General features: G+C 43.6%; 18 protein-coding genes, 1 other RNA gene and 1 pseudogene. 12 read left to right on the forward strand and 8 right to left on the reverse strand.

The annotated features are described in order from the left end of the window. Nucleotides 1–3: 3 nt before the first annotated feature. The 6 genes from lpxA (at nucleotide 4) to tilS (ending at nucleotide 8,346) form a co-directional block, all read left to right on the forward strand. Complete coding sequence (gene lpxA / locus MN199_RS11285) at nucleotides 4–774, forward strand: acyl-ACP--UDP-N-acetylglucosamine O-acyltransferase (RefSeq protein ID WP_132584788.1); 771 nt, start codon at nucleotides 4–6, stop codon at nucleotides 772–774. Next, nucleotides 774–1,940, forward strand: a complete 1,167-nt coding sequence (gene lpxB / locus MN199_RS11290; protein ID WP_335739479.1) for a lipid-A-disaccharide synthase — start codon at nucleotides 774–776, stop codon at nucleotides 1,938–1,940. The genes lpxA and lpxB overlap by 1 nt, the downstream gene beginning before the upstream one ends. After that, nucleotides 1,918–2,517 carry a ribonuclease HII gene (rnhB, locus tag MN199_RS11295; RefSeq protein WP_335739480.1) on the forward strand — a complete coding sequence of 200 codons (600 nt, stop codon included), beginning with the start codon at nucleotides 1,918–1,920 and terminating at the stop codon, nucleotides 2,515–2,517. Before lpxB ends, rnhB begins: the two co-directional genes overlap by 23 nt. Then, nucleotides 2,514–5,984, forward strand: coding sequence for a DNA polymerase III subunit alpha (gene dnaE, locus MN199_RS11300; RefSeq protein WP_335739481.1), 3,471 nt, complete (start codon nucleotides 2,514–2,516; stop codon nucleotides 5,982–5,984). Before rnhB ends, dnaE begins: the two co-directional genes overlap by 4 nt. A gap of 17 nt (nucleotides 5,985–6,001) precedes the next feature. Continuing rightward, entirely contained in the window at nucleotides 6,002–6,958 is a 957-nt protein-coding gene (gene accA, locus MN199_RS11305) for an acetyl-CoA carboxylase carboxyl transferase subunit alpha (protein WP_335739482.1), read from the forward strand. 92 nt (nucleotides 6,959–7,050) lie between these two features. Continuing rightward, nucleotides 7,051–8,346 carry a tRNA lysidine(34) synthetase TilS gene (gene tilS, locus MN199_RS11310; RefSeq protein ID WP_335739483.1) on the forward strand — a complete coding sequence of 432 codons (1,296 nt, stop codon included), beginning with the start codon at nucleotides 7,051–7,053 and terminating at the stop codon, nucleotides 8,344–8,346. Nucleotides 8,347–8,367: 21 nt separating this feature from the next. Here the strand turns inward: tilS and MN199_RS11315 are convergent, their stop codons facing one another. Together MN199_RS11315 and MN199_RS11320 are read right to left on the reverse strand one after the other, a co-directional pair. After that, nucleotides 8,368–9,267, reverse strand: a complete 900-nt coding sequence (locus MN199_RS11315; protein WP_335739484.1) for a GGDEF domain-containing protein — start codon at nucleotides 9,265–9,267, stop codon at nucleotides 8,368–8,370. Nucleotides 9,268–9,390: 123 nt separating this feature from the next. Next, on the reverse strand, nucleotides 9,391–10,542 hold the full coding sequence (locus MN199_RS11320; RefSeq protein ID WP_335739485.1) for a patatin-like phospholipase family protein: 1,152 nt from the start codon (nucleotides 10,540–10,542) through the stop codon (nucleotides 9,391–9,393). Nucleotides 10,543–10,606: 64 nt separating this feature from the next. Between MN199_RS11320 and MN199_RS11325 the strand changes: the two genes are divergently transcribed. Continuing rightward, nucleotides 10,607–11,530, forward strand: coding sequence for a DUF3014 domain-containing protein (locus tag MN199_RS11325; RefSeq protein ID WP_335739486.1), 924 nt, complete (start codon nucleotides 10,607–10,609; stop codon nucleotides 11,528–11,530). A gap of 112 nt (nucleotides 11,531–11,642) precedes the next feature. Then, nucleotides 11,643–11,739, forward strand: an RNA gene (gene ffs / locus MN199_RS11330) — signal recognition particle sRNA small type. Nucleotides 11,740–11,768: 29 nt separating this feature from the next. On the opposite strand, the pseudogene MN199_RS14795 reads toward ffs, so the two are convergent. Both MN199_RS14795 and MN199_RS11335 read right to left on the reverse strand, forming a co-directional pair. After that, nucleotides 11,769–11,894 (reverse strand): annotated as a pseudogene (locus MN199_RS14795) (DUF2496 domain-containing protein); the annotation flags it as partial. Then, nucleotides 11,891–12,151: a late competence development ComFB family protein gene (locus tag MN199_RS11335; protein WP_132584773.1), complete on the reverse strand. Its 261-nt coding sequence runs from the start codon at nucleotides 12,149–12,151 to the stop codon at nucleotides 11,891–11,893. The gene MN199_RS11335 and the pseudogene MN199_RS14795, both read right to left, overlap by 4 nt. A gap of 143 nt (nucleotides 12,152–12,294) precedes the next feature. Between MN199_RS11335 and MN199_RS11340 the strand changes: the two genes are divergently transcribed. Beyond that, nucleotides 12,295–13,392 carry a tryptophan 2,3-dioxygenase family protein gene (locus tag MN199_RS11340; RefSeq protein WP_335739487.1) on the forward strand — a complete coding sequence of 366 codons (1,098 nt, stop codon included), beginning with the start codon at nucleotides 12,295–12,297 and terminating at the stop codon, nucleotides 13,390–13,392. Here the strand turns inward: MN199_RS11340 and MN199_RS11345 are convergent. Genes MN199_RS11345 through dinG form a run of 4 tightly spaced genes read right to left on the reverse strand, consistent with a single transcriptional unit; the run spans nucleotide 13,363 to nucleotide 17,678 of the window. Continuing rightward, nucleotides 13,363–14,301 (reverse strand): histone deacetylase family protein, encoded by a 939-nt coding sequence (locus tag MN199_RS11345; protein ID WP_132584769.1) that lies wholly within the window; start codon nucleotides 14,299–14,301, stop codon nucleotides 13,363–13,365. The genes MN199_RS11340 and MN199_RS11345 overlap by 30 nt on opposite strands. Before the next feature lie 4 nt (nucleotides 14,302–14,305). After that, nucleotides 14,306–14,845: a primosomal replication protein PriC gene (gene priC / locus MN199_RS11350; RefSeq protein ID WP_132584767.1), complete on the reverse strand. Its 540-nt coding sequence runs from the start codon at nucleotides 14,843–14,845 to the stop codon at nucleotides 14,306–14,308. Then, complete coding sequence (locus MN199_RS11355; RefSeq protein WP_132584765.1) at nucleotides 14,845–15,627, reverse strand: sulfite exporter TauE/SafE family protein; 783 nt, start codon at nucleotides 15,625–15,627, stop codon at nucleotides 14,845–14,847. The genes priC and MN199_RS11355 overlap by 1 nt, the downstream gene beginning before the upstream one ends. An 11-nt stretch (nucleotides 15,628–15,638) precedes the next feature. Next, nucleotides 15,639–17,678: an ATP-dependent DNA helicase DinG gene (gene dinG, locus MN199_RS11360; RefSeq protein ID WP_335739488.1), complete on the reverse strand. Its 2,040-nt coding sequence runs from the start codon at nucleotides 17,676–17,678 to the stop codon at nucleotides 15,639–15,641. Between the two features lie 343 nt (nucleotides 17,679–18,021). Between dinG and MN199_RS11365 the strand changes: the two genes are divergently transcribed. From MN199_RS11365 to MN199_RS11375, 3 genes are all read left to right on the forward strand, one after another. Next, a complete protein-coding gene (locus MN199_RS11365) occupies nucleotides 18,022–21,006 on the forward strand; it encodes a TonB-dependent receptor domain-containing protein (RefSeq protein ID WP_335739489.1) in 2,985 nt (994 codons plus the stop codon). 259 nt (nucleotides 21,007–21,265) lie between these two features. Then, entirely contained in the window at nucleotides 21,266–24,004 is a 2,739-nt protein-coding gene (locus tag MN199_RS11370; RefSeq protein ID WP_335739490.1) for a TonB-dependent receptor, read from the forward strand. Between the two features lie 193 nt (nucleotides 24,005–24,197). Beyond that, a complete protein-coding gene (locus MN199_RS11375) occupies nucleotides 24,198–26,126 on the forward strand; it encodes a S9 family peptidase (protein ID WP_335739491.1) in 1,929 nt (642 codons plus the stop codon). The last annotated feature ends 326 nt before the right edge of the window (nucleotides 26,127–26,452 follow it).

Below are 26,452 nucleotides of genomic sequence, written 5' to 3' on the forward strand. Positions count from 1 at the left end.
AACGTGATCCATCCATCGGCAGTAATAGAAGCTAGTGCAAAGCTTGGTAATAATGTAAAAATTGGCCCGTTTTGTTATGTCGGCCATGGTGTGGTGTTAGGTGATGACTGCGTTTTAGAGTCACACGTTGCCATTAAAGGGCCGAGCACTATTGGCAAGGGTAATCATTTTTTCCAGTTCGCCAGCATTGGCGAGGCCTGCCAAGATAAAAAATACCAAGGTGAAGCCACCGAGTTGATTGTTGGCGATTATAACGTATTTCGTGAAGGCTGCTCAGTGCATCGCGGCACGGTACAAGACCAGGGTAAAACTATTATTGGTAGTCATAACCTGTTTATGAATACCACCCATATTGCTCACGACTGCGTTATTGGTAGCCATATTATTTTTGCTAGTGGTGCGCAAGCCGCTGGGCATGTTCACATTGGTGACTGGGCAATTTTAGGCGGTATGACCGGCGTACATCAGTTTGTACATATTGGCGCACATAGTTTCTGTGGCGGCGGCTCTATTGTACTCAAAGACGTGCCACCGTATTTGATGGTGCATGGCGCGCCGTGCGTACCTGCCGGCATTAACACTGAAGGGTTAAAGCGCCGAGGCTATAGCAGTGAAGCTTTGCTGGAAATACGCCGTGCTTACAAAGAGGTTTATCGTAAAAACCAGACGGTAGCCGAAGCTTTGGCCGTTCTAGCAGAGAAAGCCGCTACTACACCCGAGCTTAAACTATTTACCGACTTTATTGCCAATGCTAGTAGAGGTATCGTGCGCTAATGTCTGTAGCTGAACGACCACTCAAAATAGCCATTATCGCCGGAGAACACTCCGGCGATATTTTAGGTGCTGATCTCATTACCGCTTTACAAGCCATTCATCCTGATGCGGTATTTTATGGTATCGGCGGGCCACGCATGCAGGCTCTTGGTTTTAATGCGCTATTTGATATGGAAGAGCTGGCGGTAATGGGCATTGTTGAAGTGCTTGGTAGGCTGCGGCGTTTACTGCAGGTAAAACGGGAAATTATTGCTGCATTGCTGGCTGATAAACCTGATGTATTTATTGGCATTGATGCGCCCGATTTTAACTTACCGGTAGAACTGCAATTAAAGCAAGCGGGTATAAAAACCGTGCACTACGTTAGTCCGTCAGTATGGGCATGGCGGCACAAACGTATTTTTAAAATTGCCGCCGCTACTAATATGGTGCTGTCGTTATTACCGTTTGAAAAAGTCTTTTACGATAAATACAAAGTGCCTTGTACCTTTGTTGGCCATACCATGGCTGATACTATGCCGTTAGATGTAGATAAAGTCGCTGCAAAAATCGAGCTTGGCTTAGATCGCGACAAAATTGCACTAGCGATCATGCCCGGCAGTCGGACTAATGAAATTAAGCTACTAGCCGCCGATTTTTTACTGGCGGCAAGGCAACTACAGCAGCAATTCCCTGAGTTGCAGCTTATCTGTAATATGGTAACAGCAGCTAAAGCCGCACAGTTTAACGAAATAAAGCAACAGATTGCCCCAGAGCTAGATATTAAACTGTTTATTGGTCAGGCACGCCAAGTTTTACTGGCCGCAGACGCTACCTTTATTACTTCAGGTACGGCAACCTTAGAGGCGATGCTAGCAAAATGCTTAATGGTCGTATCGTATCGAGCAAACTGGTTAACCTATCAAATAGGTCGCAGGTTAGTGAAGTTAGCGCATTTTAGCCTACCTAATTTACTGGCAGGCCGCGGTATGGTTACGGAGTTACTGCAACATCAGGTCACACCCAATGCGTTGGTGGCAGCCATGACACCGCTATTAACCTCAGAGCGAGATGAGTTGCTGCAACAGTATCGGGTTATTCATCACAGCATAAAATGCGATGCGAGTGCTAAAGCCGCACAAGCTATTCTACAGGTAGTGAATAATGATGTTGTACCAACGCCCTAACGTTAGCCTAATTTGTGGTGTCGATGAAGTAGGGCGAGGCCCATTAATTGGCGCGGTGGTTACAGCTGCGGTAATTTTAGATCCAACCAAGCCTATTGCTGGCTTAACTGACTCAAAAAAACTAAGCGAAAAGCGTCGTATAGAACTTGCTGAGCAAATTAAAGCCAATGCACTATGCTGGGCGCTAGGCCGCGCGGAGCCAGCAGAAATTGACGAGCTTAATATTCTCCATGCCACTATGTTGGCGATGCGTCGCGCGGTAGCTGCACTTAGTGTGCAGCCAGAATGGGTATTAGTCGATGGCAACCGAACGCCAGATTTTGCTTTACCCGCTAGTGCGATAATAAAAGGCGATTTGCTAGTGCCAGAAATAAGCGCTGCGTCTATTTTGGCCAAGGTAACGCGCGATAATGAAATGCATTTGCTACATCAGGCGTATCCGCAATATGGTTTTGCTGCCCATAAGGGCTACCCGACAGCTGCGCACTTGGCAGCGATTGCCCAGCATGGCGTGTTACCACAGCATAGGCGCAGCTTTAAACCAGTGCGCCACGTTCTTGAGTGCCAAGGGCTATGAGAGAGCCTAGCTTTATTCATTTGCGCGTACACAGCGACTTTTCAATGGTCGATGGCGTTGCCAAAATAAAACCTATTGTTAAAGCCGCGCAAAATTTAGCCATGCCAGCGTTGGCGCTAACTGATCAAATGAATTTTTGCGGCTTAGTGCGCTTTTACAGTGCTGCACATGGCGCGGGTATTAAGCCAATAATTGGTATCGATTGTTACGTGCAGCATGCATTACTCGGTACTGAGTGCAGCCGTATACTGCTACTTGCCGCCGATAATACCGGTTATCAAAACCTTAGCCAGCTTATTTCTAAAGCCTATTTACGTGGCCATGTTGATGGCAAACCACAAATTGAGCATGACTGGCTCGCAGAGTTTTCTGCCGGCGTTATTATTTTGTCTGGTGGTAAAGATGGCGTATTAGGCAAGGCGCTATTAAAAGAAAATAATCAAAGTATTAATCAGTTGCTCGAGTTCTATCAGCTGTATTTTCCTGATCGGTTTTACCTGGAAGTTATTCGTACCGGTAGGCCTGATGAAGAGCACTACATTCAAAAAGCCGTAACGCTGGCCGAGCAATACAATTTACCCTTAGTTGCGACTAACGAGGTGGTATTTTTAAAACCAGAAGATTTCCCTGCGCATGAAATACGCGTGGCAATTCATGATGGTTTTACCCTAGACGATAAACGTCGGCCGAAAAATTATACTGAGCAGCAGTATTTAAAATCTGCAGCAGAAATGCAGCAATTATTTGCTGATTTACCTGAAGCGCTGGAAAACTCGGTTGAAATTGCCAAGCGTTGTAACGTAACCATTCGTTTGGGTGAGTATTTCTTACCGGCATTTCCTACTGGCGGCATGAGCGACGCCGATTTTTTGGTAATGAAATCACGCGAAGGTTTAGAGCAGCGTTTAATCAAGCTATTTCCTGATGCTACCGTGCGCGCAACTAACCGGGTTGCTTATGATGAACGGTTACAAATTGAATTAGATGTTATTAATCAAATGGGGTTTCCCGGCTACTTCCTAGTCGTGATGGAATTTATTCAGTGGAGTAAAGATAACGATATTCCAGTTGGCCCCGGCCGAGGTTCTGGCGCCGGCTCACTAGTGGCTTATGCACTGAGTATTACTGACTTAGACCCGTTAGAATTTGATTTACTGTTCGAGCGTTTTTTAAACCCTGAACGGGTATCTATGCCTGATTTTGACGTCGACTTTTGTATGGACCGGCGCGATGAAGTAATAGAGCACGTGTCGGATATGTACGGCCGTGATGCGGTGTCGCAAATTATTACCTTTGGTACTATGGCGGCTAAAGCCGTTATTCGCGACGTGGGGCGAGTATTAGGCCACCCGTATGGTTTTGTTGACCGTATTTCTAAGCTGATCCCGATGACACCGGGTATGACGTTAGATCAAGCCTTTAAAGAAGAGCCGCGCTTGCCCGAGCTATATGCTCAAGATCAAGAAGTAAAAGATCTTATTGACATGGCGCGCCAGCTTGAAGGTGTTACCCGTAACGCCGGTAAGCATGCTGGTGGGGTAGTAATAGCTCCCACTAAGATCACCGACTTTTCACCGTTATACTGTGACAACGAAGGTAATAACCCAGTTACGCAGTTTGATAAAAACGACGTCGAATATGCGGGTTTAGTTAAGTTCGACTTTCTTGGCTTGCGCACACTGACCATTTTGCAGTGGGCAGTTAATATGACCAATACGCGGCTAGAAAAAGAAGGTCGTGAATTAATTGATATTAACGCTATTTCTTTAGTCGATAGAAAGTGCTTTGATTTACTGCAAAAGGCCGATACTACCGCGGTATTCCAGCTTGAATCCCGCGGTATGAAAGACTTAATTCGCCGCCTACAGCCAGACTGTTTTGAAGATATGATTGCCCTAGTGGCGTTGTTTCGCCCAGGGCCATTGCAATCAGGCATGGTAGATAACTTTATTGACCGCAAACGTGGACGTGAAGCTATATCTTATCCTGATGCGACATGGCAGCACGAATCACTAAAACCTATTTTAGAACCGACATACGGCATTATTCTGTATCAAGAACAGGTAATGCAAATTGCCCAAGTCTTATCGGGCTACTCGTTAGGTGGCGCTGACTTACTGCGCCGAGCCATGGGTAAGAAAAATGCCGAGGAAATGGCCAAGCAACGTGATGCGTTTCAAGATGGCGCAGCCAAAAACAATATTGATCCAGAACTAGCGATTAAAATTTTTGACTTAGTTGAGAAATTTGCTGGTTATGGTTTTAACAAATCACACTCTGCGGCATACGCACTCGTATCCTATCAAACGCTTTGGATGAAAACGCATTATCCGGCAGAGTTTATGGCTGCGGTAATGTCAGCTGATATGGATAACACCGACAAGATAGTCACGCTGGTGGATGAATGCGAACGGATGAAACTAAAGCTTATCCCGCCTGACGTAAACGCCGGTGTGCATAAGTTTACCGTAAATGAGCAAGGCCACATTGTTTATGGTATTGGCGCGATTAAAGGCGTGGGTGAAGGCCCAATAGAAGCCATTATTGAAGCACGTACTAAACACGGTGTATTTACCGATTTATTTGATTTTTGTGCCAAGGTTGATTTAAAGAAACTGAATCGGCGAGTAATAGATAAACTTATTTTATCCGGTGCCATGGACCAACTCGGCCCACATCGCGCTGCGCTATCAGCAACGCTAGAAGAGGCAATGAAAGCAGCGGATCAACATGCTAAAGCGCAAGCAGTAGGGCAAGACGACTTATTTGGCTTATTAAGCCCAGAGCCAGAAAACGCCGCAGCTGCCTTTAAGCAGGTAGCGCCTTGGCCTGATGAAGTATGGTTAGAGGGTGAGCGAGAAACCTTAGGTTTATATTTAACGGGGCACCCGATAAACCGTTATCTAGACGAAATACCGCGTTATGTACATTGTCGCTTAGTAGACTTACAACCGACCAGAAAAGATCAAAGTATTACCGTGGCAGGTTTGGTGGTGTCGGTTAGAATAATGATTAATAAAAAAGGTCGGCGCTGGGCCATTGTTACACTTGACGATAAATCTGCTCGATTAGATGTACGTTTTTTCCCCGATATGCTAGAAATGTTTGAGTTACAGCTACAAAAAGACCATATTTTGGTTATAACTGGACAGGTCAGCTTTGATGATTTTAACGGTGGCCTTACAATGACCGGCCGCGATGTATGCGAGATCACTTCGGTACGAGAAAAGTCTCTACGATCTCTGAATATCACTGTACAATCGTCGAATATAGACCACAATTACCTGCAAAGATTGCAGCAGGTATTAAGCGAGTTTAAGGCTGGCACTGTGCCGGTTAAGCTGCGTTATCAACGCCAGGAAGGCGAAATTATGTTACAGCTAGGGACAACATGGTGGATAACGCCAGCCGATGCTTTGTTGCACCAGTTAAAACAACTGGCAACAATAGAACTAGAATTTAATTAATTAGGTAGTGACTGTCGATGATGCTGAATTATTTGGAGTTTGAGCAACCCATTGCTGAACTTGAAGCAAAAATAGACGAATTGCGTAACGTAAGCCGAAACGGTGATTACGATTTAGGCTTAGAAGAAGAAATAAACAAACTTAAAGAAAAGAGCCTTGGTTTAACCAGAAAAATTTTCGCAGAACTCGGCGCGTGGCAGGTTGCACAATTAGCCCGTCACCCGCTGCGGCCATACACACTGGATTATATTCAGCATGTGTTTACTGATTTTGATGACTTAGCCGGCGACCGTACTTTCGCTAATGATCAAGCTATCGTTGGTGGTACTGCCCGTTTAGGTGATACGCCTGTTATGATCATTGGCCACCAAAAAGGCCGTGATACACGGGAGAAAATAAAACGTAATTTTGGTATGCCGCGGCCAGAAGGCTATCGTAAAGCATTACGGTTAATGGAAATGGCAGAACGTTTTAAAATGCCAATTCTTACCTTTATTGATACGCCAGGTGCGTACCCAGGTATTGGCGCAGAAGAGCGTGGTCAGTCAGAAGCCATTGCGCGTAACCTTAAAGTCATGGCCGGTTTAAAAGTGCCAATTATTTGCACCGTTATAGGTGAGGGTGGCTCTGGTGGCGCACTGGCCATTGGTGTCGGCGACAAAGTTAATATGCTGCAATACAGCACCTATTCCGTTATTTCGCCAGAAGGTTGTGCGTCAATTTTATGGAAAAGCGCTGAAAAAGCACCGCTAGCTGCGGAAGCCATGGGCATTACTGCTGAGCGCATTAAAGAGTTAAAGCTCATTGATGAAGTGCTGCCTGAGCCTTTGGGCGGCGCGCATCGTGCGCCAGAGCAGATAGCACAAACCTTAAAACAGACTTTATTACGCGATTTACAGCAGTTAGAGAAAATGAATACTGCTGAATTATTGGATGTACGCTATAAGCGTTTAATGTCTTACGGTTACTGTTAATCAGTTTTAGAGTAGTAAAAGCCAGTGCCTCTGCACTGGCTTTTTGTTTTGTGGTAGCCTAAACACCTATTTTGGCGTAATGAAAATTATCGATGTCTGAACTTAGCCCTAGTTATCTGCTTAGTAGATTGCAATTGCAGCGCGATAGCCATGTTGTGCTGGCGCTAAGTGGCGGCTTAGACTCTGTGGTGTTGCTCGATTTACTGGTTAAAGCACGTAACCTACAGCCTTTTGCACTGCAGGCGGTGTATGTGCATCATGGCATCAGTAATTATGCGTCGCAGTGGGGCGAATTTTGCGCCCAGCAATGTACAGCTCGAGATGTTGCCTTTACTCAGTGCCGCGTTCAATTACAAGGTAGTGATAATTTAGAGCAAAAAGCCCGCGATGCGCGCTACCAAGCACTGTCTGATTTTGTTTGCTCTGAACAACATACACTACTAACCGCGCACCATGGTGATGACCAAATAGAAACTCTATTCCTCGCTTTAAAACGTGGCGCTGGTGCTGCGGGTTTAAGGGGTATTGCATCACGGCGTAATTTCGCTAAAGGCAGTTTACTGCGGCCGTTGTTAGGCTTTAGCCGCACTGAGTTAGAGCAGTATGCAAATCAACAGCAACTAACTTGGGTTGAAGATGACAGTAATAGCGATACCCGCTTTGACCGTAACTTTATTCGCCAACATATCACGCCTGCACTGCGTCAACGCTGGCCGCATTTCACCAGTTCTGCTGCGCGCAGCATGCAGCATGTGGCCCAGTTGCAGCAGTTGGCTGATCATTACACCGAGCTAGCATTAGCACAATGTGTTAACGCCAATACGCTGTCGTTATCTGAGCTAGCCAAGCAAATACCCGCGCAGCAAGATTTAGTAATAAGACGTTGGTTGGCAGGTTATAACTTAAATCCAGATAGCCAGTGGCTTACTACATTAAAGCAACAGGTTATCGCCGCGCGTATTGATGCTAGCCCAGAACTGCAGTTGGCGGACTATCAACTACGGCGTTTTGCCGACAGATTATATCTGCTAACACCCGCTGAGTTAGCGGTACCTTTGCAAGGCCTAAACTGGCAAGGTGAGGCCGAGCTAAAATTACCTGCATACTGTGGAAGTTTGGTATTTTCTTTGCAGCAGCAAGGTGCGGCTATTCCATTAAATATTACTAATGCCAGTGTGGTATTTGGCCAGTTAAGCTTACGTTTTAAGCCTTTTGGCGCTTCGGTAAGTAAACCACTAAAGCAGTGGTTTAAGTTGTGGCAAGTGCCGCCGTGGCAGCGGTTGCGGGTGCCATTAATCGTAGTTGATAATCAATTAGTCGCCGTGGTGGGTTATGCCAGCAGCGTGTCACCACTATTGGCAACACAGTGGCTGAGCTGGCAAGCCTAAACAGGGTTAAACCGCGACTAGTTAGGCAATGCAAACTGTGCGCTTACCTGCTGCTTTAGCCGCATATAGCGCGGTATCTGCTGCGGAAAATAATTGTTGACCAGTTTGTTCAGCCGTTAACGTCGCTAAACCCGCACTAGCACTAACGTTATACTGTTGACATAAAAAGTGCTGATTTATTACTTTAACCAAGCGTCGCGCTACCAACTCGGCATTGTCGGTATCTTGTTCCGATAAAATTATCGCAAACTCGTCGCCACCAAAACGAAACAGGGTATCCGTTGCACGTAAGGTATCGCGCAAGCAATCAGCTACTGCCAGTAGCACTTCGTCGCCGGCACTATGTCCAGCAGTGTCGTTAACTTGTTTAAAATTATCTAAATCTAACAATATTAGGGTGCAGCGTTCATGATGTCGTTTTGCCAGTTGCACATTTTTGGCAAAGCTATCGTCAAAAAATCGGCGATTGCCCAAACCAGTAAGCGTATCTTTTAACGCCATTTGTTGTAATCGGCTAACCACTAACGCATTGCGTAAGGCAAATAACCACTCACTTTCCAATAGTAATAACTCGCGCTGTACCATAGGAGTAAAGGGGTAGTCGCTGTGATAAATTAGCTCAGCTAAACATTGTTGATTTAGCACCAGCACGCTGCGATGTTCAAATTCCGCTTGGCTTGAACCGATGGCGATAAAATCACCGACGGCGGTTTTTAACGACAATGCTGAAAGCGGCAAAACTTTGCCTGCAGCCATTGAAACAATATTCAACTGTTGCTGAATTTCCAATGTGGTTTGCAACTGGCTAATTAAGCTTTGCTCGGAACACTCAGGTAACTGCGACCAATGCGGTAACTTAGTCATCGCAGCATAACTAGGCGCCGAGCTCAGAGCGACGTCTTGAGCTAATAAGTATTCCATGATGATGTCCATTATTGCTTTTTGTTAACTAAGCAAAAAATAGGCCATAAATTAAATATTGTTTTTAATCAGTCTGTTATGTATTTAATGACGTTTTGGGTCAAAGCTTTGACGACACCTAAGCTAGTCGTCATTATCTTCGCGCAAAAACTGCATAATGCTGTCCATTTGCGCCATGGCATCGTCATAACCTAGTTGAATTAGCCGCTTGGTGTAGTGCCGTTCAAATAACAGATAACTGGCCAAACTTGAATCTGAATGCTGACGAATACCGGTCATTCTTAGTATGGTGCGCACTGCTATTGGTAAAGACAGAAAATGTTCGCTGGCAATTTGACCAAAATTTTGACTTGGGTTAATGACAAAGCTTTGCAGCGGCTTTAATTCCGTGGTTACACCGTGTTGGCGCATAGTATTTACCGTAGTATTTACCCGTTGCATACGCTCTAAATCGGAGTTTAGCGAATCAGTAAATACCGTATCTAATAAATGACCGGCAATAGTGGCTATATCAGGGTGGTGTAACATGCGCTGCGCCGGTTCATTTTTTCGTGGATCGGCAACACCAACAATAAAAATTTTATCTGCACCTAAATGAATTGGCGCACTAAGCGGTGCTAGTTGATTTACCGAACCGTCGCCAAAGTATTGCTGGTGAATACGTACCGAAGGAAACACCATTGGTATAGAAGCTGACGCCATTAAATGGTGCACACCTAGCAGTGTCCGCTGACCGCAACGTTTGGCTCTGCGCCACTCTAACGCTTCGTCAGACTGAAAAAAGGTAATAGAGTCGCCATTGTTATAGCAAGATGCAGTAACCGACACACTAGATAAATAACCGCCTAAAATATTGCGATCGATACGTTTTAAATCGAGCACCTTAGTCAGCATTTGTCGCAGCGGTTTGTTATCAAATAAGCTAACCGGCTTTTTATTGGCATAATCCGCTTGAAAAGCACTGAACATACCGCGAAATAATTGCCGAAATACGCGAAAGTAATCAGCATAATAAACTTGACTGGTATGAAAGTTACGCCAAATCCATTCTAGTTTTTTCACACCCAAGTGAAAACAGGAGGCATAACATGCCATAGCAACGCCATTCATTGCACCAGCAGAAGTACCGCTAATAATCTGAAATGGTAGTTTACTGCTACGAGGATATTGCTGCGAAATCGCTTTTAATACGCCTACCTGATAAGCTGCTCGGGCACCACCACCTGTTAATAATAGGGCGGTTTTTTTAGTGGGTTTATTATTATGCTCAGACATAAAGAGTTGAACTTTTTCCAGACTACAGGCTCATTGCTTAATATATTGCTGGAATCATCACAGAATGCAACGCTTTATCGTGTTGTGCCGTAAGTTAGTTATCGAGGGTGTTATGACCGAACCAAAGTCGAGTAAACAGCAACAAGTCTATTATTTAGCCATTGCTGCGGTGGTAGTGGTAATACTTATCGCAGTATGGCTGTTGTTTGGTAAAGAACAGGTAGCCGAAGTGCCAGTTAACTTAATGCCGCCAGTTGAAATTGTGCCACAACCAGCTCAGGTGCTTGAGCCTGAACCGTTGCTAGAACCTGATTTAACTGAACCTAAAACAGATACTGTGATAAACACGGTTGAACCTGAAATTGTTGCAGAAGTAGTGAAAGAACCTGAAGTCGATACTATTATTCCAACATTAGATGACTCTGACCCTGAAGTAAAAGAGCGCTTACTGGCATTAAATTGGCAGCCGGGATTAGCTGCGCTATTTGTTACAGAAGATATGCTGCGTAACTTTACGGTGCAGGTAGATAATATCGCTCAAGGTCAGCTGGTAAAAGGGTTTCCAGTGCTACAGCCACTTGAAGAAAAGTTCTCTGTTGCAGATAACGCCAAGATGCAGCTAGATGACACCAGCTTTGCTCGTTACACGCCTTATGTACAATTACTGGATAGCGTACCGCCAGAGCAGTTACTTAAGCTATTTAATCGCTATGAGCCATTATTACAGCAAGCTTATGCTGAACTGGGTTACCCCGATAAATTATTTAAAAGCCGTGTTGTGGACGCAATTGATGAGTTATTAGCAACGCCTGAGCTTGAGTACCCATTAGAGCTTACGCGATCATCGGTGATGTACGAGTTTGCTGATCCAGCAATTGAGCAATTACCGGCCGCACAAAAACAGCTGCTACGTTTAGGGCCAGCTCACCAGAAAACCGTTAAAAAGCGCTTGCAGCAATATAAAACCTTGTTACTGAAACCACTTTAAATGGGTACTTGGTTTAAATTGACAATAAATCAAGCGGTATCGGGCTTGCAACAGCCTAAGCTTTTTAGCATAATGCGCGCCTGCTGAGCATTCAGCAGTTCAATGGTAACTCCATTGGTCCTCTCGCAATACTAGTAGGCGAACCTGGTCAGGTCCGGAAGGAAGCAGCCACAGTTTATGATGTATGTGCCGGGATGTGGCTGGTGGGGTTGCCACCCAAACCCCGCTTATGCTCGATGTCTTTTTTTACAATATCTAAAGCTTGCAAAATAGTATCGTTGTCAATTTGTTGTTGTTCAAACAACATAATCAAATCGACCGCCAACTTTATATGCGCTGGCGCTTGTTCTAGTTTAACGCTCACTCATTACCATCCAAAAACTGTCTGGCTCTGGTTACTGCTTCTTGTACCTTCATTTGCATTTCATAACGTTCACTTTGTGGTAAATAGAACGCCATATCTACTTCGTATCTAATGTATCGAGGCGGCAATAGGTTAAGAGAAATACAGCATAAATCGGCTAGGTATTCAGCGTCTTTATCTTGGTCTAAACCTAATTCAACAATATGCTCTAACGTCAACTTTTCGTAATAATTGTGTATATCGTTGTCCAGTGTCATAGCAACCTCATGCTGTTAATGTCTATAGCAGAGCATAATCAGCTTTGGCTTAAAACACCACTGAAAGATTGAGTTACGCCAAGTGGCTGTTACAATGTTTACAAACTGATATGCGTTTATAAAATAATAATAGAAGAACCTTCATGCAAAAAAATACCACACCTTGTTATTACGGCGATTACTTACAACTAGATAAGGTGCTAACCGCACAAGCACCAGAAAGCGCAAAGTATGGCAATGAAGCCCATGACGAAACCCTGTTTATTATTGTGCACCAGGTTTACGAGCTATGGTTTAAGCAAATTTTACACGAGTTAAAAGCGGTAATTGAGGTGTTTGCTGCTGAAGAAGTGAAAGATCAGCAATTAACCGGCGTATTGCATAAGCTTAAGCGTATTATCACCATTCAAAAATTGCTAAATCAGCAAATTAGCGTAATAGAAACCATGACGCCGCAAGACTTTATGTCGTTTCGCGATTATTTGGTGCCTGCGTCAGGCTTTCAAAGTATTCAGTTTAAAATGTTAGAGATTGGCTTAGGTTTAAAAAGCGATTTTCGCATCGACTTTGACAAAAACTCATTTTACAGCCGATTAAATGATAAAGACCGTGAGTTTTTACAACAACTAGAGCACCAACCTAGCTTATTTGAGCGGGTTGAAAAGTGGCTCGAACGCATGCCATTTTTAGAGCTGGAAAAATTTAGCTTTTGGCAAATGTACTGCGAAGCAACACAAAGCATGCTGGCTGAAGATAAAACTACGGTTCAGGCAATAGTACAAATGAGCGAGCAAGACCGGCAACAACAATTAGCCGAAATTGAGCGTACTGCCGACAAGTTTGCGGCATTATTAGATAATGAAAAATACCAACAATTACAGCAAGCAGGCAGTTTTCGCCTAAGCCAGCGTGCCATGTTATCGGCATTGTTTATTACGCTGTATCAGGAAGAGCCGGTATTTAATTTACCGTTCCAACTATTAACCTGCTTAACTGAAATTGATGAACTGCTAACCATCTGGCGCTATAAGCACGCCATGATGGTGCAACGTATGCTGGGTACGAAAATAGGCACCGGTGGCTCATCTGGCCATGATTACCTAAAGCGTACGACAGAGAAAAACCGTATTTTTACCGATTTATTTCATATGGCCACGTTCTTATTGCCTAAGTCAGATTTACCGGCACTGCCGCCAGAAATTAAACGCCGTTTAGGTTTCTATTTCGCTGGCGAAATGTGAGCCTAATAGCGTAAACGCCGCCTTAAAAAGTTGTAAATGTAGGTGCACTAGCGCATCAACATTGCGTTGGTAGCCGCCACCAATAACAGCGGCTACCGGAATAGCGCGCTCAACACAGCTTTGCAGCACCAGCAGGTCTCGTTGATACAGCGCTGGCGTAGAAATAGTTAATAAACCAAGTTCATCATGCTGGTGAATATCAACGCCGGCATCATAAATAACCAGATCAGGCTTATGCCAGTTAAGTAAGCTGTATAGGCTTTGTTGTACGCTATCTAGGTATTCTGTATCGGTGCACTCTTTGGCTAAGCCTAGATCCCAATCAGAACGTTGCTTGCGATACGGGAAATTTTTTTCGCAGTGTATCGAACAGCTAATAATACCAGGCTCATCAGCCAACATTACAGCACTACCGTCACCTTGATGTACGTCTAAATCAACTAGTAAAATTTTATCGACACCGTGGTTTAGCATGGTTTTTGCGGTAAAGACAAGATCATTAAATAAACAAAAACCAGAGCCTTCTGCGTAAAACGCATGGTGATAGCCGCCACTTAAATGTAAGGCGATGCCACTGTGTAATGCGGCTTGGGCTGTTTGTAAGGTGCCGCCTAATGAATGTAACGAACGTTCAAATAGCTCGGCTGACCAAGGAAAACCTATACGGCGCATCGCTTTGGCATCGATGCTGCCATCTTGCAGGCTTTGAATATACGCAGGGCAGTGTACCTGGGCCAATTGTGCTGTATTAACCGCTATCGACTCTGTAAATGCACTAGGCGGCACGCCAATATCAAGCAAGCTTTGGTATAGCCTACGGTATTTAGTAATGGGATAGCGGTGACGCTCTGGTAACTGAAGGTCGCTATAGCAAGGGTGATACAGCATAGCTGGTAGGGCTTGCGGCATAATCTTAGTTTCGTTGCTCTAAATCTTGAATTTGTAGCTCAATATCGGTTAACGCTTTACGACAACGGCCTAGCCTAGCATGCAGCGCTAAACTGCGTTGTATCGCATCTGCCGAGTTATCGCGATTAGCCAGACTTATCATGTCTAATAACCGTCGCTCAAACTCTTGGGTATCGCTAAGTTGCTGATAAAGCTGTTGGCTAGTAGCGCTAAGCTGTTGTACTGCGGCCTTTACTTTTACGGCTTTAGCCGCCGGTTTGTGCCTAGTATCGACATTACGAAAGGCACGGGTTAGCGCGCTGGTTTGCTCACTTAAGCGTTGCACTAAACGTTGTTTGGTGGCACTAGAGAGGTTGTTTGTTTGTAAATGCTGTAAGTGTCGCTGCGCTTCAAGTACGTAGTCGGTTAAATGCGGTGAGCGACAGCTAAACACCGAGCTGTCGAACCAGTTTTGTGGTTTACCATAACTGGGTTGTTGATCAATTTGTTCCGCTTGCTGTTTAAGCTGCTGTAATTGATGCGCCAAGGTGCCCAGTAAATCCATTAGTTACTCCAAGCTTGCCAAGCTAAGCGCAGGGCGATGGCAATAACCACAGTAATAAACATCGGGCGAATAAAACGGCTACCAAATTTAATGGCCGAATGCGCACCCAACCAAGCACCCAGCATAAGGCACAAGCCCATGGCAATACCCAGCGCAAAGTTAACATGACCAAGGGCAATAAATGCCACTAATGAAAAGCCATTGCTAATAAAGTTCATGGTGCGCGCTACACCGCAGGTTAGTAGCAAGTTTATCCGATACATAGCCATGGTTGATACCATCCAAAAGGCACCGGCACCTGGCCCAGCAATACCATCATAAAACCCCAATACTAAACCCTGGCCGCGTTGTTGCCAAAACAGCTTATTATTTTGCTCCGGTAATTGCAGCCGGTCATCAGGTTGCATGCGGTTAAATAAGGTATAAATTGCCGCCAGCAAAATAAGAATAGGCAATATTTTTTCGAGAGCTTCTTTACTAATAAGATCGACAACAAGGGTGCCCAGTACGGCGCCAATAGCAGTATAAACTAAGCTACGTCGCCAAAAAGTGGGGTTAAATAGTTTTTTACGATAATAGGTTACCGACGCCGTGAGCGAGCCAAAGGTAGCTGCCAGTTTATTAGTACCTAGCACCACATGGGGTGGTAAACCGGCAGTAAGTAATGCTGGTACAGTAAGTAAACCACCGCCACCGGCAACGGCGTCAATAAAGCCAGCAATAAAAGCAACGGTGCAGAGGATCAGCAATACTGAGGGTTCTACGGCTAATTCAGCAAACAAGGCATGTCCTGTTAATACTCTATGTTACGACTAAACGGCGGCAGCGCATTTAACATAGCGCTACCATATGATTTGCTGACTAGGCGTCGGTCCAGAATAACTATCCTGCCTTTGTCCTGTTCTTGGCGCAATAGTCTACCACAAGCTTGTACCAGTTTTTTTGCCGTCGCAGGAATAGTCAGTTGTATAAAGGGGTTGCCGCCTTTGCGCGTAATGGCTTCGGCTAAAGCTTCTTCTAATGGCGAGGTTGGCACAGCAAACGGCAGTTTGGTAATAACCAAATTAGTTAATAACTTACCGGGTAAATCTAAACCCTCAGAAAAACTTTGCGTACCAAATAAAATACTACGGTTGTTGTGTTTGCAATTATCACTATGCAGTTGCAATAGAGCTTGGCGTGAAGCTTCGCCCTGTACTAACAATGAAAAACCTTTGCTACGCAGTGCTTCGGCTACTTGCTGCATTTGCCAATATGAGGCAAATAACACTAAGCTAGCTTGATCATCTGGCAAAAATTTAGGCAATAATAATACTAGCTCGTCGGTATAAGCTTGCTCTGTCGGCTCGGTTTTCATTTTTGGAATAATCAGCTGACCTTGCTGCGGATAATCAAACGGTGACGATACTTGCAGCGTTTGTACGCCTTCAAATTGGCTTAGCCCTAGATCGTACTTAATATACTGAAACGAATTAAGCGCAGTAAGCGTAGCAGAACACAAAATAACGGCAAAAGCGTCGCTAAATAGCAGCTGTTCTAGTTTATTTGCCACACCAAGCGGGCAGGCATGGCCAATGACATATTGGTTTTGATTATTTAACTCAACCCAGCGTGCTTGATAGACATTTTTTTGCTGCTCCATCGCATACAGTTGCCATAACGCTTGTTGTTGTTCGATTTTTTGCCGCAAGTAACCTAGCTCTTGTAATAAGTTTAAACTTTGCTTTAGTGGCAATTGCTGCTCTGTTATACAGTCTTGCATGTGTTGCTGCACTTTATCTAACTGGTTTAGTGCTTTTTGACTTACCTGAGCTAGCTGCTCGGCTTGTTGCTGTATGAGAGTAGGCAACGCGGCATCAACAAAACGATGTTCGGTTTTATCGGCAAACCAGCGCGGTTTAAATTCATTAATACAGCGCTCTATCGGTTTTAATAAACTATTTAGCTCGTTACAGCTATCGTCAAAGCGCAGCAGTTCTTTCATTACTGTTGCCGGTAACAACGTAATTAGCTGTTGAATAGCTTTTGCCGCTTTTTCTAACCACACACTGTTGTGGCTTAACTGCGCTTGAGCCGCAAAGTAATCACGGGCAATGTCGGGCAAATGATGCGCTTCGTCAATAACATAAAGAGTTTCTTCAGGTGGTGGCAAAATACTATTGCCGCTAGCTAAATCGGCCAGTAGCAAGGCATGGTTTACTACTAATACATCAGCAGTGGCTATTTCTGCACGTGCGAGATGAAAAGGGCAGGTAGCATGGCGTCGATCACCTTTATGGCAATGCATAGGGTCGGCCACAATGCGTTGCCACATATCCTCGGCTAAAGGCGAGCTAAGCGTGTCTCTGTCGCCAAGCCACTGTCTTTGTTGCCATTTATCTAGCAGTTGTTGCCAGTCAAATGCCGCATCTTGCACTGTAGCAAATAATTCTGGGTGCTTTTGCTGCTGGCGTAAACGCTCAATGCAAGCATAACGTTGCCTGCCTTTTACTAAGCTAAATTCAAAGTTAAGTTTGCTGTGTTGCTGAAAAAACGGCAGATCTTTATTTACCAACTGCTCTTGCAGCGCCACCGTTGCAGTAGCAATAACCACCTTTTTTTTCTGCGCTAGCGCATACGGAATAACCGCCAACATATAGGCCAACGATTTACCGGTACCCGTACCTGCTTCAATTAAGCCAATACGCTCACGACGATGATAAGTACCCGAAATAATTTTCGCAATTTCCGCCACCAACTGATTTTGCCCAGCCCGTGCTTGGTAATTAGGTAGCGTGGTTTTTAAGCGCGTATGTATCGCACGTATTTTGCTTTTTAGCTGCTCAGTTAACATAATTAATGTGTATTTATATACAGTTGTTTGATTGTATACGCATAAGAGGAGACTAGCAAAATTGTAATGTACCGGTGAGGGATTAACTTAGCCTATATTTAGCGGGAAACCCTAGAAAATATGCATTAACTAGGCATCAGCACGGCCATTTTTTACAAAATTACAGCTCCTGACAATCTAACTAATAAATTGTTCCGTAAAACCATTGACGATATTAAAAAATAAAGCTTATTATCAAGTGGTGTTAAGGTTAGGTTTTAAGGTGTGAGCGGGGTTTTTTGCGCGATTAAAGGTTTTTTATTTTAAAAATAAAATAGATGAATAATGATCCAGGGAGAAACACATGTATACGAATAATAAATTAGCTAAGGCTGTACGTTTAGCCATTGCTTTTGGTGCAGTTTCTACATTAGCCATGCACTCTGCAATGGCCAATGCACAGGAAGATACTGTTGCGGCAGAAAAATCGATTGAGAAAATTCAAATTACGGGTAGCCGTATTCGCAGCGCGAATGCTGTATCAACAAGTCCGATTGCAACTATTGGTGAGCTTGAAATTGCACAACAGCAACAGCCTGAAATGGAGCGCGTGTTTCGCAACCTAGCTGCAACTTTGCCTGGCGATAACAGTAACGTAAATAACGGCAGCGGTGGTGCAGCAACGGTTAACTTAAGAGGCTTAGGCTCAAACCGTAACTTAGTGTTAATGAACGGCAAGCGCATGGTGCCTTATAACCTAGGAGGTAGCGTTGATACCTCAACTATACCAACAGCATTAGTTGACCGCGTTGATATCGTTACAGGCGGCGCATCTGCAGTGTACGGTTCTGACGCTATCTCTGGCGCAATCAACGTTATTTTGAAAAATGATTTTGAAGGTGTCGCATTAGACATGTCGCATTCGCGTACATCGAAAGCTGATGCGATGACAAAAAATATAGCGTTAACACTAGGCGGTAACTTTGATGACTCTAAAGGTAATGCGGTAGTTTCCTTTAGTTGGTTAGACCGGGATCCTCTGCTTTTAGGTCAGCGTAGTTTAGGTAATTACGGCATTGGAACGGCAGAAGGCGATAATTACGCCGAATTTTTGGCAGGAACACCACCTACTCGTCCGGCTGACCCATTGTGTGGCGGTAGTACGCCGAACGTCGTTGCCCCGGGTGGTGGCAGTGGTACTGGTATTCCGACACGGGTTGGTGTAGCAGGCGTGCCTTCTGTTAGCGGTCAATTCCGCGATGATGGTTCTTTAGTGTTAGGCCCTCGTTGTAGCGATTTTAACTTTAACCCATTCAACTATTATCAAACACCATCAAATCGTTATAGTGCGACAGCAATGGCGCATTATGATCTTACCGATGAGCATACCGTTTATGGTACGTTTAACTTCACAAACACATCTGTAAGCCAGCAAGTAGCGCCATCAGGTATTTTCGGTTCAACCTTCTGGGTGCCTATGGCTAACCCATTTTTAAGCACTCAATCTAGAGATGCTATTATCAATGGCTCTAACGCTGCTATTGGTCAATTAAACGTAGCTGGTTATGAAACATGGCGTGACACAAACAACAACGGTGTTGTTGATAGTGCTGACTCTATGTTGCTTACCGTAAGTCGTCGTACGCCAGAGTTAGGTGCGCGCTCTACTACTTTTAATACCAGCCAATTCCAAATTTTAGGCGGGATGAAAGGTTTTATTGATGATAACTGGGCGTACGATGTGTCATTTCAGCATGGTGAAACTAATCGGGTAGAAATGAACGCTGGCTACACTAACGTTGCTAACATTGCTAATGCATTAAATGCTGTTTCAACAACCGAGTGTTTATCTGGGCCTGGTTGTGTTCCATTAAACGTATTTGGTGGCTTTGGCACTATTACACCTGAAATGGCATCTTACGCGTCTGCTACTGCGTTTGCTTCTACTAAGTACCAGCAACGTGTGCTATCAGCAATAATTGATGGCGAAATTAGCTCTGTCGTCTCACCTTTTGCTGAATCACCACTAGGTGTTAGTTTTGGTTATGAATACCGCGAAGAAGTTGCAAAATATGATCCAGATGAGTGTTTAAAACTTGCACCAGCGAGCTGTTTAGGTGGTGCCGGTGGTAACTCATTACCTGTAGGTGGTTCATTTAAAGTTAATGAAGTTTTTGTCGAAGGCAAATTACCATTAATTGAAGATGCTACTTTTGCCGATGTGGTCGAATTAGAGTTTGGTTATCGTCACGCCAATTACAATACAGTTGGTGAAAACGGTAGCTGGAAGTTAGGTATAGCGTGGCGTCCAGTTGACGAGTTACTATTTCGTGTGATGAAACAACAGGCAACACGTGCACCAAACGTAGGCGAATTATACGCTCCGCTGACTTCTGGTTTAGAGAACGCTCAGCAAGATCCTTGTTCTATAGCTAATGCGGGCAATATTGATGCAACACTTGCTGCGCGTTGTATCGCAACAGGTATGACGGCAGCGCAAGTAGGCGCGGTTGATGACATTGTTAGTGGGCAAGTAAACGTTCGCGCTGGTTCGAATCCTAACGAGTTACCTGATGTTGAAAAAGCCGATACCTTTACCGCAGGTTTAGTGTGGACGCCTGAGTTTGAGTCAGTAAAACGTGTACAGTTCTCAGTAGATTATTATGATATTGATGTTAATGGCTATATTGGCGAGAACACGCCGCAAGAAATACTAGATGGCTGTTATGTACTAGGCAATACGGCGCAATGTGCACAGATTAATCGTATTGGTGGTGGCCTAACTATTTCTGGGGCTGGTGTAGAAGCTTACACAACCAACTTAGCGTATTTACGTACCAGTGGCGTTGAGGTTGCTTATAACTTTGGCTTCGATTTAGCTGATTTAGGCTCGTTAGACTTCAACGGTAGTGTAAATAAGTATCTTAAAGTTGAAAGTTTAAGCTCGTCTGTTTCAGAAGTTATTGACTGTAATGGTTTTTACGGAACTAACTGTAATCCTCAGCATAAATTGCGTTTAAATCAACGTGCTACGTGGAATTACGAAGATTTATCAGTATCGTTATTGTGGCGTTACTTAGGTTCAATAGATATTGAAACTAGTCTGGCTAATGATACTTATGCGCCATTCCGTCAAATTGCGTCATTTAGTTATTTTGATATGTATGCAAATTATCATATTACCGATGCTATAAGTGTAAGCTTAGGTGTAGATAATTTGCTAGACAAGAAAGCACCAGTACTTGGTGGTGAAGCGGCGTCTACTTCGTATAACAGCGGTAACACCTTCCCTGCTTATTACGACATGCTAGGCCGTACTTACAAAGCGAGTGTTAGCTTAAAATTCTAATGTCGACTAAATCATTGTAATTCAATATAAAAACGGCTGGTTTTTCAGCCGTTTTTTTTATTCCCATAGTTAAAATAAATATTCATTTTCAAGTTTTTGGAAAAGTTCATTAAATAGGTTGACCCTGATGAAAGCTTGAGTTTATCATCGGGCTCGACAGCTCGGCGGTTTTCCGAGTTGAACGGAGTGTCATACGTTATAAAATATTGACAATGATTAAAAATAGAACTGCTAACTACAGCGGTCCAGGGAGAAACACATGTTTACGAATAATAAATTAAGCAAAGCTGTGCGCTTAGCTGTAATTTTTGGCGCGGCATCTGCTACTGCATTTGCAGCGTCTGTAAATGCTGCGGAAGAAGATGAGGCAGCTAAAAAGGTCGAGCGTATCGAAATAACAGGTTCACGCTTAAAACGTACAGATATGGAAGGTGCGCTACCGGTAACAATTATTGGTAGTGCTGAACTTAAAGCCAGCGGTGATATATCAGTTGCTGATTTCATGCGTGATACTAACTTCAACTCTTTCGGTTCTTACCAGTCTACGTCTGGTAGTAGCGGTGGTGGAGCAGCTCAAGTTAGCTTACGTGGCCTAGGTGCCGGTCGTACACTAATATTAGTTGATGGTCGTCGTACACCTACGTCGCCTATTCTAGGTTCGGGTCAAGATTTAAACTCAATTCCAATGGCTGCAGTTGAGCGTATCGAAGTGTTATCAGATGGTGCTTCTGCTGTTTACGGTTCGGACGCTATCGCTGGTGTAATAAATATAATTACACGTAAAGATTTCGAGGGTGTAGAGTTTTCTTATGGTTTAGGCAAACCAACAAACGCAGGCGGCGATACCGAAGAAATGAGTTTCGTTATTGGTAGTGCCGGAAATAAGAGCAGAGTACTGTTTGGTGCATCGTTCAATAGCCGTGACGTGATCTATACGCGCGATCGCGATTACTGGTATACAGATGACAATCCAGGTGCATCTTCTTATTCGAATAACTTTAGCCAAAAGTTACTTGTTGATGGTAAATATGTACATGCTTCATCTTTAGGTGCTGCAGGTCGTTTAAAGCATCCAGATTTTGGAGCTGCTGTGCCTGGACTATGTACGAATGGTGATGATAGTGATCTGTACTATTTAACAGGTAGCACGGCTGCTAACAAAACTTGTCAATTTAATCACAGTGCTACGTCTGCAAACTTAACTAGCGTGAAGAACTTGTCGTTGTTTGGCCGTGGGAATTATCAGATAAACGATGATTGGTCGACATATGTAAATGGTGGTTTTAATCAGGTAACCAGTTTTGGTCGATTTGCAGCATTGCCATCTTCTCCGTGGGCAGGCGGTGCTATTACAATAGAAGCTGGTAGCCCAAACCATCCAGGTACTGCCCCAGCCGACGGTGGCTTTAACCCTAATTATGATGCATTTTATGCGCAGTATGCTAATGAAGATCTGTCATTATACCATCGTTTCGCTGCCTTAGGCCCGCGTGATAACCACGTTGAAAATACTACAACAGATTTCACCGCTGGCTTCGAAGGCACTATTGGTGAAGTTAGTCTTGATTTTGGCGTTCGTTATGTAAAATCACGTGCTATAAACATGGGCGAGAACTACGTTGTGGCCGGTTTAGCTCAGCCGCAGATTACTTCAGGTGCTTATAATATCTATGACCCATTTTCGGGCGATCCAAAATCTTTGGGCATGACCGCGACTACGTCACGTGACATGCACTCTTCAGTTAAAGAAGTTTATGCAAATGCTTCGTTCGATGTGTTTGAATTAGCAGGTGGTATTGCTTCTGCGGCAGTCGGTGCTGAATACCGTGAAGAAGATTACCAAGATAAGTATGATTTATTATCTGGAGCTGGCCAGGTATCAGGTTCGTCAGGTTCGTCTGCGGGCGGTAGCCGAAATGTTAGAGCTATTTATGGTGAGATGCTTTTCCCTGTAATTGACTCTGTTGATATAGAAATAGCAGGACGTTATGACAAATATAGCGACTATGGTGGTGACTTTGCACCAAAGATTGCTGCTCGCTGGCGTCCTACTGCTGAATTGTTAGTGCGAGCATCGTATGGCGAAGGCTTCCGTGCACCAACTTTACGCGACATAAGCTTGCAGCCAGCTTTTAGTGCAGCGTACACTGGTGATGAGGCTACATGTATTGCTCTTACTGGTTCGCCTTGTACCACTGCTCAAGTTCAAGTAAATACTTACTCTATGGGTAACGTGAATTTGAAATCAGAACAGTCTAAACAATATGGTTTAGGTTTAGTATGGGAAGCGAGCGATTGGCTTAACATGTCGGTTGATTATTATAATATTGAGATTACTGACAGCATTAGTTCTACCAGCTTAGCTACTGCAGTTGGCTGTTTAAGAGGCACAGTGTCTGTATGCCCTTCAGGAGTTAGTCAGTTCCCTAACGGTACCACCTTTCCAAACCCTGCTTTAGGTGTTGGTGTTTCGTTTGAAGGTAATCAGCTAGCAGGTGCTATCACTGGAGCTCAATTAGGTTCTGTTAACTTAGGTAAAGTTGAAACTAATGGTTTAGATTTTAGTGCGCAAACTAACTTCGATTTAGGTTGGGGGCAGTTACGTAATAACTTTACTACTAGTTACGTTCAAAAATATTCAGTTAACGGTGGCGATAATGCTTCTGGTGATTATGGTTATCCAAAGTACAAAGCTACATTGACCAATATTTTAGCAGTTGGTGATTTCAGTATTAACTGGAACATTAGTGCCACTGCTAGCCAGGATGATCGTTACTTGAGTGGTGGCGAGGTTCTTGTTGATCATATTCCAACCTGGATTATTCATAATATTCAAGCAAGTTATAATGCTCCTTGGGATGCAACTATTTCTGTAGGTGTGAATAACGTTGCCGATAAAGCGCCTGCAGATGCAGAACTTTACGGCACCAGCTATGACTATTATATGTATAGCCCGTGGGGTCGTGTACCTTACATCCGTTATACTCAGCGTTTCTAATATAGTTCGTTAACAAAAGCCGGTGAAAACCGGCTTTTTTTTGGCTGTAAAATGGCTTTTTATCTAATGCTTACTAATTGACTTACTTAGTCGAGCCGGAATATAAAGTGGTGTATTTATTTAAATAGCGGTAAACAAGTCTGTTTTAATTGCTGTATTGTGGAATTGTAAATAGTATATTTTGAGGTGATTTATGCGGGGTATTATATTTATATGCGTGTTCTCATTAATGTTGGCGTTACCGGCATTAGCTACAGAACAAGTGCCAATAGAAAATTTTTTTGAGCATGCTAAGTTTAACAATATGAAACTGTCACCTGATGGAAAACATATTGCGTTTAGCTACCAAGAGGAATCAGAAATTAAGCTTGCGGTCATGCGGTTAAAAGATAAAGCAATTTTATCTGGTTTTGCGTTCGGTGAGAATATGCATGTGATTAATTTCCATTGGGCGAATAATGGCCGGGTACTGATGGAAGTAAGGGAAGTCACTGGTAATCTGGATAGTATGTCTGGTTCCCCGTTAAACTTGTATGCAGCTAATATTGATGGAAGCCGCCGCGTAGAATTGTTTCGCACCGAGCGTTCTGATTACACTTTATTACATTTATTGCCAGACCAGCCAGATCGTATTTTAATTGGTAAGCGACATTTTGCAGAAAAAAATGGTATGCGTGCTTTCACGATTGATATTAATCGTGGTAAAGAACGATATTTAAATGAACAGCCAGCAGGCGTAATTGCGAGCCTTATTGCTGATAATAGTGGTGAAGTGAGACTTGGGATCGAGTTTATTGAAGGGAAAACGTTTGATGAAAATAAGACAGTGATTCACTACAAAAAAAATGATAACTGGCAAACTCTTAACTTGCAGTCTAAGCGTAATAATCCTCTAGTTTATCCACTGGGCTTTTCTTCAGACAATAAAAGAGCTTATTTTTCATCCAATCATGACATGGCGACTAGTGATGTAAGTGGTTTATTTGAATATGATTTTGAAACGTCAACCTTACATTTAGTAGCGCGACATGCGTATTCTGATATTGGCCGGGCCTTTTACAGCCACGAGGGCGATGTGCTGGCGGTAAGTTATGTTGCAACAGTAAATGAAACCCAGTTCATTAATACAGAGCATAAAGACGCTAAGTTGTTGGCGGGTATACAGGCTGCATTTCCTGACGAACTCGTTGCCATTACGTCGTTTAATAAAAGCGGTACTTTGGCTTTATTTGTCGTCTCTTCAGATAAAAGCTCCGGCGAATTCTTTCTATATGATATCCAAAAGGGAGAAGCGCGTTATCTGGCGTCCGCTCTTGATAAGTTAAAGAAAGATACATTAGTTGCTATGCAAAGTATTGAATTTAAAGCTCGTGATGGAAAAGTTATCCATGGTTTGTTAACTATGCCAGCTAGTCTTCCTAAGAACGCGCCTCTGATTGTGAATGTACATGGTGGCCCTTTTGGTGTTTACGACAATTGGGGATTTAACAGGGAAGCGCAGTTTTTCGCCAATCGTGGTTATGCGACATTAAATATTAATTTTCGTGGTTCAGGTGGTTACGGTGAGGACTTTCAGCGGGCTGGTCGTCTGGAGTGGGGGAAAAGTATGCAAGATGACGTAACCGACGGCACATTATGGGCGATAGAACAGGGTTTTGCCGATCCGTCACGGATATGTATCTTTGGTGGTAGTTACGGTGGTTATGCCGCATTGTGGGGAGTTATTAAGGAGCCAGACCTGTATAAGTGCAGTGTCGGCTATGTTGGAGTATACGATATGCCATTATTTTTTAATGGTGATGGCTCTGATGCCAGTCGTAGTCGTAATATAGAACAATATATGAGTTCTCATGTTGGTAAAGGTGGTGAATATCTGCGTTCAATATCACCGGTCCATCATGTAGATAAAATTAAAGCTGAACTCCTTATTGTGCATGGTTCTAAAGATGTGCGAGTACCAATTATACATGCGAATAATCTAAAAAAAGCGTTGGATGGCATTGGTAAACCTTATGAATGGATGGTAAGGGAAGAGGGCCATGGCTTCTACAAGTTAGAAAATAGAGTTGCGCTATATAACAAAATGCTGGAGTTTTTTGACAAACATATTGGAGAGAAATAGTTTTTTCTATCAAGCTAGCGTAGTAAATATATAATATGATGTAGGCGTTCAGGTTCTATCTATAAATTAGTTTACCGCCGTAATTAGTCCGATAGTTAGGTTGTTGTGGCGGAATAAGTTCGCTAAGTGAGATTAATTGGTATTTGGACCTTAAAATATATTTTTACCTAATGTTGAGATAGAAAATGTAATATAAGGTTGTGTCTCTAATAGCTTACGCTAAAATCACAGCCCATCTTTTAAAAGAAGGTAAAATCTATTACCATTAACACCTAAATATCTCTGATAACGGAAGAGTAGTGCAATGACTGACGAAAATTTCAAAG

The organism is Rheinheimera metallidurans (genome assembly GCF_036983985.1).
Classification (GTDB): Bacteria; Pseudomonadota; Gammaproteobacteria; order Enterobacterales; family Alteromonadaceae; genus Alishewanella; species Alishewanella metallidurans.

What these genes read in the sequence shown, in the direction of transcription:
- lpxB (WP_335739479.1), top strand. Translation starts at nt 774, where the DNA reads ATGTCTGTAGCTGAACGACCACTCAAAATAGCCATTATCGCCGGAGAA.
- rnhB (WP_335739480.1), top strand. Translation starts at nt 1,918, where the DNA reads ATGATGTTGTACCAACGCCCTAACGTTAGCCTAATTTGTGGTGTCGAT.
- dnaE (WP_335739481.1), top strand. Translation starts at nt 2,514, where the DNA reads ATGAGAGAGCCTAGCTTTATTCATTTGCGCGTACACAGCGACTTTTCA.
- accA (WP_335739482.1), top strand. Translation starts at nt 6,002, where the DNA reads ATGATGCTGAATTATTTGGAGTTTGAGCAACCCATTGCTGAACTTGAA.
- tilS (WP_335739483.1), top strand. Translation starts at nt 7,051, where the DNA reads ATGTCTGAACTTAGCCCTAGTTATCTGCTTAGTAGATTGCAATTGCAG.
- MN199_RS11315 (WP_335739484.1), bottom strand. Translation starts at nt 9,267, where the DNA reads ATGGAATACTTATTAGCTCAAGACGTCGCTCTGAGCTCGGCGCCTAGT.
- MN199_RS11320 (WP_335739485.1), bottom strand. Translation starts at nt 10,542, where the DNA reads ATGTCTGAGCATAATAATAAACCCACTAAAAAAACCGCCCTATTATTA.
- MN199_RS11325 (WP_335739486.1), top strand. Translation starts at nt 10,607, where the DNA reads ATGCAACGCTTTATCGTGTTGTGCCGTAAGTTAGTTATCGAGGGTGTT.
- MN199_RS11335 (WP_132584773.1), bottom strand. Translation starts at nt 12,151, where the DNA reads ATGACACTGGACAACGATATACACAATTATTACGAAAAGTTGACGTTA.
- MN199_RS11340 (WP_335739487.1), top strand. Translation starts at nt 12,295, where the DNA reads ATGCAAAAAAATACCACACCTTGTTATTACGGCGATTACTTACAACTA.
- MN199_RS11345 (WP_132584769.1), bottom strand. Translation starts at nt 14,301, where the DNA reads ATGCCGCAAGCCCTACCAGCTATGCTGTATCACCCTTGCTATAGCGAC.
- priC (WP_132584767.1), bottom strand. Translation starts at nt 14,845, where the DNA reads ATGGATTTACTGGGCACCTTGGCGCATCAATTACAGCAGCTTAAACAG.
- dinG (WP_335739488.1), bottom strand. Translation starts at nt 17,678, where the DNA reads ATGTTAACTGAGCAGCTAAAAAGCAAAATACGTGCGATACATACGCGC.
- MN199_RS11365 (WP_335739489.1), top strand. Translation starts at nt 18,022, where the DNA reads ATGTATACGAATAATAAATTAGCTAAGGCTGTACGTTTAGCCATTGCT.
- MN199_RS11370 (WP_335739490.1), top strand. Translation starts at nt 21,266, where the DNA reads ATGTTTACGAATAATAAATTAAGCAAAGCTGTGCGCTTAGCTGTAATT.
- MN199_RS11375 (WP_335739491.1), top strand. Translation starts at nt 24,198, where the DNA reads ATGCGGGGTATTATATTTATATGCGTGTTCTCATTAATGTTGGCGTTA.